The sequence below is a fragment of the Gilvimarinus gilvus genome (genome assembly GCF_030518155.1).
Lineage (GTDB): Bacteria > Pseudomonadota > Gammaproteobacteria > Pseudomonadales > Cellvibrionaceae > Gilvimarinus > Gilvimarinus gilvus.
On sequence record NZ_JAULRU010000583.1, the window covers coordinates 68,787 to 80,296 of the forward strand.

Genomic DNA, 11,510 nt, shown 5'->3' on the forward strand with positions numbered 1-11,510 from the left:
TACCAGCAAGGTAAGGTCTATGTTCGAATTATTTACACCAAGCTGTAAAGTGCAAAAAGATCGTCAGGTTATTCACGACACCGACGCCCGCGTGGCGAAGTACAGTCGTCGCGGTCTGATTCTTAATTTCCTTGTTTTCGCACTAAGCTTGGTGTTTGGTGGTTTTTTTGCGCGCGAGACCAATTTGGCTGTTGTCTTGGTGACGGGCCTGCTTTTGGTAACGCTGCTTCGAAGTTACTACCTATTTCGGTTTGAAATCCTATATTCCCGAGCTCCCAGACGCTGGCGTACGCAGTATTTTCTCGCGTCCTTTTTAGGGGCAATTTGGTGGAGTGTCATTCTGGTTAGTTTGACATGGGTTCTCGGTATGCGTGATGAGGCCCTAATTATGTGGCTTTATACCGTAGTGTTTTACTCATCGGTCGCCAACGTATTCTCTCCCTATATTCGTTTTCTGAAAATTTACCTGTTTATCGGTATGATTCCGGCCGCTGTTACGGCGCTAATGCTAGCGACAGTTGAGGGAGCTTTGTACGCATCTATCATGGTGATGTTTTATGTCATGCTGGTGCATCAGGCCAAGGTTACCGGCAGTGGGTATTGGGAGCGGCTAGAGGTAAATTTCATATTAGATGAGCGCGCTCGCGGACTTGAAAATGAACAGAAGAGTTCCCGGGCAGCCATTGATTTAAAAAATGAGTTCTTAGTTAATTTGGGGCATGAGTTTCGCGTGTCCCTCAATGATATTCTTGGCACCTTGTCTTTGGTCGATAATGCAGATCTTTCTGATCGTCAGCGTGATTTGCTCAGCATGGCGACCAAAGCTGGCGAGCGGCAGTTAGATTTGGTGAATAATGTGGTGGATTTTTCCAAAATCACAACCAAGTCATTAGAGCTGGATGAGTCTGTGTTCGATTTGCGTCGACTTGTGTCGAAGCTGGTGCGGGATTTCTCGCTCGAGGCTCACCAGCAAGGCGTCGAGCTGAACTATTTATTGGACGCCGAGCTGCCTGCCCGGGTCAAGGGCGATGCCGCCAGACTTAGGCAAATTACCGGTAGCTTGCTGAGCCACGCATTAAAGTTTTCGGTCACTGGCAATGTATTTGTGGAGGTGACCTTCGATAGCGCCGATGAAAATAAAGGCGAATTGCAGATTGTTATTAGCGACAGTCACTATCATCGCACTGACGAGGCCAAGGCTGAGGTGGATGAGTCGCGCCTGCAGGAGGCCGAGCAAACCGGTCGGGTTGGCATTGGTCTCGCTATCAGTAAAGGGTTGGCCGAGTGCATGGACGGCAGCGTCCACTTGCTGAAAACGCCTTCGGGTGGCAACCGAATTTTGATTAACGTAAACCTTGAGGCCATCAGCCATCAGGGCAAAACCCTGGGCGCCGATCAGCGTTTGCGGGGCAAGCGCTTACTGTTGGTGGATTTGCCCGACCGCGTTGCCATGGACCTGCTGGATGAACTCAGCAACTGGGGTGTCGAAGGGCAAACCGTTTACGGTTATGAGCAAGCCGTTGCAAAAGTTCAGACGTGCCGCAGTGACGGTGAGCCAATAGATTGTGTGATTATTTACAACCGGCTCAACAGCTTCAATGCGTTGGCGCTTTCTCGTGAGCTCGCTAAAGATGAGTCTACCGCTGCACTCAAGCAAATCATTGCAATGAGTGTTTTGCAGCGAGACACTGATGAAGTGCAGGAGCATCTGCAGGCACACAGGCAGGTTAGTTGTTTAGAAAAACCGATCATTTATAAGCAGCTCTATGAAGCATTGAGCCAGCGTCTGGTCTTGCAGGAAGAGCCAGAATCAGACTCTCCGGAACCTGTCGCGCCTATTGTTCCTGTCGCCGATGAGCCGGGCATTAAGCGGGTGTTAGTGGTAGAGGATCACCGGGTCAACCAAATGGTTGCGTCGGGCATGTTGAAGAAACTCGGCTGCTATGTGCAGCTGGTGAACAGTGGCCCCGAGGCTGTCGCCATTCTGGAGAAAGAGCGTTTTGACATGGTGCTGCTTGATAGCGAGTTGCCTGAGGATTCTGGCTTATCGGCCGTTATTAAGATTCGGGAGCAGGAAAAGACCAACAACAGCCGACGTCGTATTCCGGTGATTGCCATGATTCCGGACCTGAGCGAAGAGCAAATCAGTGAATTATTTTCAGCCGGGTTTGATGATCAGATTAACAAACCACTTCGTTATGAAGCTCTTGAGGGGCGAGTACAGCGCTGGCTCAATATAGACTCAGCCAGCGTGTAAGCTTTCTGCTACTCGGTGAAGGTTGCCCAAATTGGGCAGTGGTCCGAGGGTTTTTCCATCGCGCGAATATCGTAGTCAATACCCGCATCGGCGCAGCGTTTTGCCAGTGCTGCTGATGCTAAAATCAGATCGATACGCAAGCCACGCTTGGGGTCGCGCTCAAAACCGCGCGAGCGATAATCGAACCAGCTGTACAGTTCCTCGCTGGTGGGGAAGTGTTGGCGGTAAGTGTCAATCAGGCCCCAGCTTACTAAACGATCCAGCCATTCGCGCTCTTCAGGTAAAAAGCTGCACTTGCCGGTGCGCAGCCAGCGCTTGCGATTGTCTTCACCAATACCAATATCGATATCTTGATGCGATACATTCATATCGCCCATTAGAAGAATAGAATCTTCCGGCGAATGCCGGGTTTCCAGTAGCTGCTGTAAATCTGCGTAATATTTCTGCTTGGCGGGGAATTTGAGTGGGTGTTCTCGGCTTTCCCCTTGCGGGAAGTATCCGTTGTAAACGTGCACCAGTCCCAACTTGGGTACATCAAAACTACCGCCTACAAATCGGCGCTGTGAATCTTCGGTGTCATCCACAAACCCTTTGGTTGTAGTGGCAAAGGGGTGGCGTGACATGAGTGCGACGCCATAGTGGGCCTTTTGGCCGTGGAATGCGATGTGATACCCCATGGCCTCCACTTCGGCGAGCGGAAATTGTTCGTCTGCAACCTTAGTCTCTTGCAAGCCGATAAAGTCAGGTTGATGTGAGTCAATAATAGCTTGCAGTTGGTGTAAGCGTGAACGAATACTGTTGATATTAAATGAGATTGCTTTCATGGGGGCTGTAAACAAAAGGGCGACCAAATAACGGCCGCCGTCGTTGAAGGAAGTTAGAAGTTGGCGACTTTAGGTGAATCTTGGCTGCCACTGGCCTTAATAAAGTCGAGCAAGATATATCCCGCCTCCTTTAAGAAGGGGTCTTTTTCCGGGTCAATTTTATCGGGGCCCGCATCCAGTGCTTGTTGTTCTGGGTCGACTTCGTCATCAGTTGCGGGGCCGCTAATGTCTTCGTAGGTTTTATAGAGCTCAAGTCCCTTCGCTTTGCGTCGGGTATTTTCCAGCGCGAGCAACTGTTCTTCAAACTCTACTTTTTCTGCGAGGCGCGTTTTTTCTCGCAGTGATATGCGGTCCCGGTTGGCCATTTTGTCCACGACTTTTAACTCTTCGGTTAAAAAGACAAAGTCGGGATCGGTTTTGGTGCGCTTGCCGTGGTCTTGGATGATTTGCGGTAGCGCAGAATTTATATCGAAGTAACGGTCGTGTTTGACCGCGTGAATGCTGTCCCAGGGCAGGGCGTATTCGTAACTGCTTTCGCCGACCAGCTCCGGGTCTATCAAGGTAGGCAGTTCGATATCCGGTAGTACACCACGGTGTTGGGTGCTGTCACCGGATACCCGGTAAAATTTAGATTCCGTCACTTTGAGCTGCCCATACTTCAGCGGTTGTAAAGACTGTACTGAGCCCTTGCCAAATGACTGACTGCCCACGATGATGCCGCGGCCATAGTCTTGAATGGCGCCGGCAAAAATTTCCGAGGCCGATGCACTCAAACGGTTAATTAATACAACTATCGGCCCGCGATACATCGCTTTGGAATGCGAGCGGTAGTTGCGGGAAATCAGTTGGTTGGTTTGGCGGATCTGCACAACCGGGCCCTGATCAATAAATAGATCGGTCAGGGAAGTGGCTTCGTGTAAGGAGCCACCGCCGTTATTGCGTAGGTCGATAACAACCCCGTCAACATCCTTTGCCGCCAAATCGCTCAGCAGTTTAAATACGTCGCGTGTTGTGCTGCGATAATTAGGGTCGCGCTTGCGGTAAGCCTCAAAGTCCATGTAAAAGGTCGGAATATCGATTACGCCTACTTTATAGCTCTTTCCGCTCTCATCACTGAGCTCGAAAACCTCACTTTGCGCCGCTTGCTCTTCTAGCTTTACCTTGTCGCGTTTTATTTTAATGGTGTGGGTGCTGCTGCCGGCTGCGGCCTTGGCGGGCAGTATTTCCAGCCGAACGATACTGTCTTTTTTGCCGCGAATAAGATCGACGACCTCATCTAAACGCCAGCCGATAACGTCTACCATTTCACCCGCGGCGTCTTGCCCTACGGCGACAATTCGGTCTGCAGGCTTGAGCTGCCCTTGCTTATCGGCAGGGCCTGCAGGAATCAAGCGGACGACCTTGGTATACTCGTCTTCACTTTGCAGCATCGCGCCTATGCCTTCGAGAGACAGAGACATATTAATATTGAAGTTCTCCAGTGTGCGCGGTGAGAAGTAGTTGGTATGAGGGTCATACAGCATGGTAAAGGCGTTAATGACTGAGTTGAACGCATCCTCACCGGTTTGCTGGCTGATGCGTCGCATCTGGTTGGAGTAACGTTTTACAAGTACCTCGCGCGCCTCGGTAATCTCTTTGCCCGCCAACTTTAAATTCAGCATATCGGCCTTTATCCGCTTGCGCCAAAGCTCGTCAGCCGCAGCGGCGTCAGCAGGCCAGTTCGCCTGGTCCCTGTCCACCAGCAGTGATTCTTCCGCTTCAAAATCGAACTGATATTGTTCGTCTTCTAATAGCGCGATAGTCGTTTCAGAGCGTGCAATAAAACGTTGCAAGAACGTGCTGTAAATCTCAACCGCAGTGGTTAGTTCACCCTCTTTGAAGTCGTCATCGAACTTAGATTTATGTTTCATAAAACGATCGACGTCAGACTTTAGCAAGTAGCTTTTTCCGGGGTCGAGATTTTTTAAGTAGTTTTGCAAAAAGCGCTCGGATAATTCGTCATTAAGCGTTTGATCCCGATAGTGGTATTCGTGCAGGGAGCGAACGATTTCGGCGGTCGTTTTCTCTTGCTCGGCGGTGATCTCTAGCTTTTCGGGAGTTAGAGCCCAAGAATATCCGCTGCTCAGCAGGCTGGCGGCTAAGAAAATGGCACTGATGGCGCCTTTATGGAATACACGGCGTAGGGGCATTTTGTCTTGCATATACTTGATGGGACTCCAGGTGGAACTACTTCTTTAGCCCACAAGTGCGTGACAATAGGGCTGTGGCTCTTTCGTTCATTGTAGACAGCAACATAGCATTATTTGTTCACAGAGCCCAGTAAATAGGCCCTCTTCACGATTTGTTACGCAATTTTTGCACAATTTTACGACTCTGGGATTGCGAGCAGGATTCAACGTCCCCGACTTTCGAGGCCAGGTCACGGGTTAGTGCAAGGTGGCGCACAAACCGTCTGCAGTTGCTGCACATGGCCAAATGAAGGCGCATTTGCCATTTAAGCGGGCGGTCTGCGCCGTCCAGGTACTCGCTGGCACGTTGAGAGACGTCTTTGCATTTCAGCATTGGCCCGTCTCCTGATAGTGATCAATGACATCCAGCAGGGTGAGTCGGGCGCGGTGGACAAGAACGCGGGCATTGGCCGCTGAAACGCCCAGCCACTGACTGATGTCCTCAAATGTGGCTTGTTCAATATCGCGCAAACGAAACGCTGCCCTTTGTTGAGGTGGCAGTAACAATAGGGTTTTATTGATGCAGCGGTGCAGATCCACCTCTTCCATTAGCGCGTCGGGAGTGTCCAGGTGCCACTGGGACGGCTTTCGTGCCCAGTGGCCATTGCCAGAAAATCGTTCATCGTCGAGGTAACTCGAATCGCTCGGTGAGCAATCGAGTGCAATATGCCGGGACTCGCGTTTAGCGCGAGTGATGGCTTCATTGCTCACGATGCGCAACAGCCAGGTTTTGAGGCTCGCTCTGCGCTCGAACTTTGTGAGTGCCCGATGTGCTGAGAACCAGGCGTCTTGCGCGACATCTTCGGCCAATGAAGGCCCGACAATTGCGGCTGCGACAGCGACCATAAGCGAATGGTAGCGCTCCACCATGATTGTGTAGGCCTCATCACTGCCGGCAATAGCGGCATCTAGTAATGCGTGTTCATCTGCATTCAAAAGTGTTGAGGCGCTCAAATTAAAGCCTTTTTTAGTCGCTGCCCATCCGCTGACGGTGGCTAAGCCGGGCGAGGCGAAAGCATTGAGTGCGTAATATAGCATTTTTGCCAGATTATTCTCGCAGCGCTTTGCTCGCGTGTTTGCGCACAGCCATGGCCAGATAATAGTCGAGGCTGAAGTAGCGCCCCGGGCCCCATGCGAGCAGTGCCAGCAGCATTATTAAATACGTGGCGGCGAATTCGATACCGTTGTTGAGTACCACAAACTTGCCGCTCGAGGTGAGCCACTCGTAGTGGCCGTGCTCACGTAAAATACTATTAGCGCGTTCAAGTTTAGCGGCCGCCTCGGTAACCCTGTCGGTGGCAAACGGGGCGTTGACGTCAGCAATGGCTTGCCAGCCGTAATCCCAGTGTACGGTCACTATGGCCACGACCATGGTGACAATAAGCGGTACAGCGATGAGGCGGGTAAAAAGTCCGAGCGCCAACAGCACCGCGCCCACCAGCTCAGTCGCAGTGGCGAGAAATGCCATCAGCCAGGGGAGCGGCAGTCCAAGCCCCCAGTCTGGGTTGCCAAACCAGGCGACGGTGTCATTAAAGTGGGCGAGCTTGCTGGTGCCAGCCATCCAGAAAATGGGAGCCAGATAAAGCCTGAGTGCGAGTCCGGCGAGAGAGTCGACTTTGCTGATGCTGTTGACTAAGGACAGGTGCCACCTTGCTGCAGTATCGATCATTAACATTATCCTCAAAACAGAAGTTGTATGCACTGTAGACGAGTGTTTTTCGTATTCGTTACAAACCGGCGGTAGCAGTTGGCCGTCGCTTTTACTATACTGGCCGGCTTTTAAAATTCACAAGTGGCCTTTGGTAGGGGTCACCACTGACCAGTAAGGAATGAACATGCCTGTAATTACTCTCCCCGACGGTTCCAAACGCGAATTCGATCAGCCGGTAACTCTGATGCAAGTGGCCGAAGACATAGGCCCGGGTCTGGCTAAGGCCACCGTGTGCGGTACTATTAACGGCGACCTGGTCGACGCCTGTGAGCTGATTGAGGAGGACGCCGAGATTACCTTGATTACCGGCCGGGATGAAGATGGCATTGAGGTCATTCGTCACTCGTTTGCGCATTTGATTGGCCACGCCATCAAACAGCTTTACCCAGAGGCGAAAATGGCCATTGGTCCGGTGATTGACGATGGTTTCTACTACGACATCGAATACGAGCGCCCGCTGACCCCGGAAGATTTGGATGCTATCGAGCAGCGTATCAAGGAGCTGGTTAAGAAAGATTACGACGTTGTGAAGGAAATGACGCCGATCGACAAGGCGCGTGATGTGTTTGCCGGTCGCGGTGAGGACTATAAAGTCGAGCTGGTGGATGGATTGATCGCGGCGGGCGAGCAAGCGGTAGGGCTCTATCACCACGAAGAGTATGTTGATATGTGTCGTGGTCCGCACGTGCCCAATACACGTGTTATGCGCTACTTCAAGCTGATGCGCGTCTCCGGTGCTTACTGGCGCGGCGACGCCAACAACACGCAGTTGCAGCGCATTTACGGTACGGCCTGGAACGATAAAAAGGCGTTGAAGGCCTACTTGCATCGCCTGGAGGAGGCCGAAAAACGAGATCACCGTAAGCTGGCCAAAAAATACAACCTTTTCCATATGCAGGAAGAGGCGCCGGGCATGGTGTTTTGGCACCCCAAAGGTTGGTCCGTCTATACCGAGATTGAGCAGTATATGCGCCGTGTGCAACGCGATAACGGTTATCAGGAAATCAAAACCCCTCAGGTGGTTGATTTAAGCTTGTGGAAGAAGTCTGGCCACGCCGATAAATTTGGCGACGATATGTTTATGCTTAAATCTGAAGATCGTGAGTTTGCGGTCAAGCCCATGAACTGCCCCTGCCACGTGCAGGTCTTTAACCAAGGGCTGCGCAGCTACCGCGACTTGCCCCTGCGTCTGGCGGAGTTTGGCTCCTGTCATCGCAACGAAGCGTCAGGTTCACTGCACGGCATCATGCGGGTGCGCGGCTTCACGCAGGACGATGCGCATATTTTTTGCAGCGAGGACGCCATTCAGGATGAAGTGTCGGCCTTTACCGACTTGTTGTACCAGGTATACGCGGATTTTGGGTTTAATGAGGTCATTATTCGTCTGTCGACACGCCCTGAGCAGCGTGTGGGGGATGATGACGTGTGGGATAAGGCTGAAAAAGCTCTGGCCGATGCGCTCGACGCCAAAGGTTTAGACTACAAATTGCTACCCGGTGAAGGCGCTTTTTACGGGCCGAAGATTGAATTCTCTTTGAAGGACTGCTTGGGGCGAATCTGGCAGTGCGGTACTATCCAGGTCGATTTTTCGATGCCGGGGCGTCTTGATGCACAATATGTCGCGGAAGATGGCTCGCGTCAGGTGCCGGTGATGTTGCACCGGGCAATTCTGGGGTCATTTGAACGTTTTATCGGTATTTTGATCGAAAATTACGAGGGTGCTTTCCCAACTTGGTTGGCACCTGAGCAGGTTGTGGTAGCCAATATTACCGACAATCAGGCCGAATATGTGCAAAAAGTCGAAAAAACCTTGGCTGATAAGGGATTTAGGGCCATATCAGACTTGAGAAACGAGAAGATCGGCTTTAAAATCCGCGAGCACACTATTCAGCGGGTTCCCTATCTCCTTGTCGCGGGGGATAAAGAAGTGGAATCTGGCCAGGTGGCCGTACGCACACGCGACGGTAAAGATCTGGGAGTAATGAGTTTGGACGCGTTTACCGACCTGTTGGCAGCGGATGTTGCTAACCGTAGTCGGGTTTCGTCGTCTGGCTCGGAAGATTAATCGAACAGGAGATAGACACTATCAAAAGAGATAACGCTAAAGGCAAGTCCAAGAAAGCCCGTATTAACGATCAAATCGAAGCCACAGAAGTACGCTTGATTGGAGCCGATGGGGAACAAGTGGGTGTCGTCCCATTGCCCGAGGCCTTGCGAGTCGCCCAGGAAGCCGATTTGGACCTGGTTGAAATAGCGCCCGATAGTACGCCGATAGTTTGTAAAGTTATGGACTACGGCAAACATCTGTTCGAGATTAAGAAAACCAAAGCCGCTGCTAAGAAGAAACAAAAGCAGCAGCAAGTGAAAGAAATGAAGTTTCGCCCAGGGACGGAAGATGGAGATTATCAGGTCAAGCTACGCAACCTGATACGTTTCCTCGAAAACGGGGACAAGGCCAAGGTATCATTGCGCTACCGCGGTCGTGAAATGGCTCACCAGGAGCTTGGGATGGAAATGATGCAACGCATCGAGATCGATCTCGAGGAACTGGCAACAGTGGAGCAACGGCCTAAAATGGAAGGTCGCCAACTGATTATGGTCATGGCCCCGAAAAAGAGAAAGTAGTCGGGCTTTTAGCTGCCTAGGTTACTTATATATTAATCATTGCAAATGCGGAGTTTTTCTCATGGCATCAAAAGCTAAAGTACATTCAGGCGCCGCCAAGCGCTTTAAAAAGACGGCCTCTGGTTATAAGCACAAGCACGCTAACAAGAGCCACATCCTCACCAAGATGACCACTAAGCGTAAGCGTCAGCTGCGCGGCACTGAGCAGCTGAACGCTGCTGATAAGCCGTTAGTAGATCGCATGCTTCGCGCTAATTAATTGGTTCATTTGAGAATTTAAGAGGAGATTAACTATGGCTCGTGTAAAACGTGGTGTAGAGGCGCGTCGTCGTCACAAGAAAGTTTTAAAAGCTGCAAAAGGTTATTACGGCGCTCGTTCGCGCGTATTTCGTGTTGCTAAGCAAGCTGTTATCAAAGCTGGCCAATACGCGTACCGCGACCGTCGTGTCAACAAGCGCAACTTCCGCGCTTTGTGGATTACCCGTATTAACGCTCAGTCTCGTGCTGAAGGCATGACTTACAGCCAGCTTATCGCTGGTTTGAAGAAAGCTAACATCGTACTTGACCGTCGCGTACTGGCCGATCTGGCCGTTCACGACAAAGCGGCCTTTGCTGCCGTTGTTGCCGAGGCAAAAACAGCTCTGGCTGCTTAATCGCCGCAATGACGCAGACGGGTATTGCGCCCGTGCACTGACGCGATAAAGGGGAGGGCTGGTACTGGCCTCCCCTTTTTTATTGCTAACGAAAATATAAATTGGATACAGCGATGGAAAATCTCGCCGCGCTCACCGATGAGGCGCTCGCATTAGTTGATCAAGCCGAAGACCTGGCGGCTTTGGATAAAGTACGGGTGGAATACCTGGGCAAAAAAGGCCAAATCAGCGCACAGGCTAAAATGTTGGGCAAGTTGTCTGCCGAAGAGCGGCCGGCTGCCGGAGCCAAAATTAATCAGGCTAAGCAGCAGGTGCAGGTGCGTATTGAGGAGGTGAAGACTCGTCTCGAGCGCGCCGCGATTGAGGCCAAGCTGGCGCAAGAGACCATTGATGTTACTTTGCCGGGCCGCGCTCGCGACATCGGTGGGTTGCATCCGGTGACCCGTACCCTTGATCGTATTGCAGAAATCTTCGCGCAGGTGGGCTACGAAGTGGCCGAAGGCCCTGAAATTGAAGACGATCAGCATAACTTTGAAGCGCTCAATATCCCGGCCCATCATCCGGCCCGCGCCATGCACGATACTTTTTACGTGGAAGATAAGCACTTTAAAACCAGCGGTGGCAGTTATGTCTTGCGCACCCACACCTCGCCGGTACAGGTGCGGGTAATGGAATCATCCGAGCCGCCTTTGCGCATTATTTGCCCCGGCCGCGTTTACCGCTGCGACTCCGATCTGACCCATACGCCGATGTTTCATCAGGTGGAAGGTTTAGTGGTGGATAAGGACATTAGCTTTGCGGATCTTAAGGGTACGGTTGATCAGTTTCTAAAAGCGTTTTTTGAGGTGGATGCGCCCGTGCGCTTTCGCCCTTCGTACTTCCCGTTTACCGAGCCTTCCGCTGAGGTAGATATCGGGTGTACGCAATGTCACGGCAAAGGTTGCCGCGTCTGTAAAAATACCGGTTGGATCGAAATTATGGGCTGTGGCATGGTGCACCCCAATGTGTTCCGCGCATCAAACATAGATCCTGACAAGTACACCGGCTTTGCCTTTGGTATCGGTGTAGAGCGCATGGCCATGCTGCGTTATGGCGTGAACGATTTACGCTTATTCTTCGAAAACGATTTGAAGTTTTTACAGCAGTTCTAACGGTCGCAAGCCGCATTCTAAATCCAGTAATGAAGCCGCAAAGGCAAAAAGAGATAGGAAT

At 51.5% G+C, this 11,510-nt stretch carries 11 protein-coding genes; 6 read left to right on the forward strand and 5 right to left on the reverse strand.

The window, feature by feature from the left end; all coding sequences use genetic code 11:
* Positions 1-19 precede the first annotated feature (19 nt).
* Positions 20-2,257: a response regulator gene (locus QWI17_RS14120; RefSeq protein WP_302723166.1), complete on the forward strand. Its 2,238-nt coding sequence runs from the start codon at positions 20-22 to the stop codon at positions 2,255-2,257.
* Positions 2,258-2,265: 8 nt separating this feature from the next.
* On the opposite strand, the gene xthA is transcribed toward QWI17_RS14120, so the two are convergent.
* The 5 genes from xthA to QWI17_RS14145 form a co-directional block, all read right to left on the reverse strand.
* The gene (xthA, locus tag QWI17_RS14125) at positions 2,266-3,081 is read right to left on the reverse strand and encodes an exodeoxyribonuclease III (protein ID WP_302723167.1); all 816 of its coding nucleotides are present in this window, start codon (positions 3,079-3,081) and stop codon (positions 2,266-2,268) included.
* Between the two features lie 53 nt (positions 3,082-3,134).
* A complete protein-coding gene (locus QWI17_RS14130; RefSeq protein WP_302723168.1) occupies positions 3,135-5,282 on the reverse strand; it encodes a carboxy terminal-processing peptidase in 2,148 nt (715 codons plus the stop codon).
* A 133-nt stretch (positions 5,283-5,415) separates the two neighbouring features.
* Complete coding sequence (locus QWI17_RS14135) at positions 5,416-5,643, reverse strand: zf-HC2 domain-containing protein (protein ID WP_302723169.1); 228 nt, start codon at positions 5,641-5,643, stop codon at positions 5,416-5,418.
* On the reverse strand, positions 5,637-6,347 hold the full coding sequence (locus QWI17_RS14140; RefSeq protein ID WP_302723170.1) for an RNA polymerase sigma factor: 711 nt from the start codon (positions 6,345-6,347) through the stop codon (positions 5,637-5,639). The genes QWI17_RS14135 and QWI17_RS14140 overlap by 7 nt, the downstream gene beginning before the upstream one ends.
* A gap of 10 nt (positions 6,348-6,357) precedes the next feature.
* Positions 6,358-6,978, reverse strand: a complete 621-nt coding sequence (locus QWI17_RS14145; RefSeq protein WP_302723171.1) for an HvfX family Cu-binding RiPP maturation protein — start codon at positions 6,976-6,978, stop codon at positions 6,358-6,360.
* Positions 6,979-7,144: 166 nt separating this feature from the next.
* On the opposite strand from QWI17_RS14145, the gene thrS reads away from it, so the two are divergent.
* From thrS to pheS, 5 genes are all read left to right on the forward strand, one after another.
* On the forward strand, positions 7,145-9,085 hold the full coding sequence (gene thrS, locus QWI17_RS14150) for a threonine--tRNA ligase (RefSeq protein ID WP_302723172.1): 1,941 nt from the start codon (positions 7,145-7,147) through the stop codon (positions 9,083-9,085).
* Positions 9,086-9,105: 20 nt separating this feature from the next.
* A complete protein-coding gene (infC, locus tag QWI17_RS14155; protein ID WP_302723298.1) occupies positions 9,106-9,645 on the forward strand; it encodes a translation initiation factor IF-3 in 540 nt (179 codons plus the stop codon).
* 61 nt (positions 9,646-9,706) lie between these two features.
* Complete coding sequence (rpmI, locus tag QWI17_RS14160) at positions 9,707-9,904, forward strand: 50S ribosomal protein L35 (RefSeq protein WP_302723173.1); 198 nt, start codon at positions 9,707-9,709, stop codon at positions 9,902-9,904.
* A 34-nt stretch (positions 9,905-9,938) separates the two neighbouring features.
* Positions 9,939-10,298, forward strand: a complete 360-nt coding sequence (gene rplT, locus QWI17_RS14165; RefSeq protein ID WP_302723174.1) for a 50S ribosomal protein L20 — start codon at positions 9,939-9,941, stop codon at positions 10,296-10,298.
* 113 nt (positions 10,299-10,411) lie between these two features.
* Positions 10,412-11,449, forward strand: coding sequence for a phenylalanine--tRNA ligase subunit alpha (pheS, locus tag QWI17_RS14170; RefSeq protein ID WP_302723175.1), 1,038 nt, complete (start codon positions 10,412-10,414; stop codon positions 11,447-11,449).
* Positions 11,450-11,510: the final 61 nt, after the last annotated feature.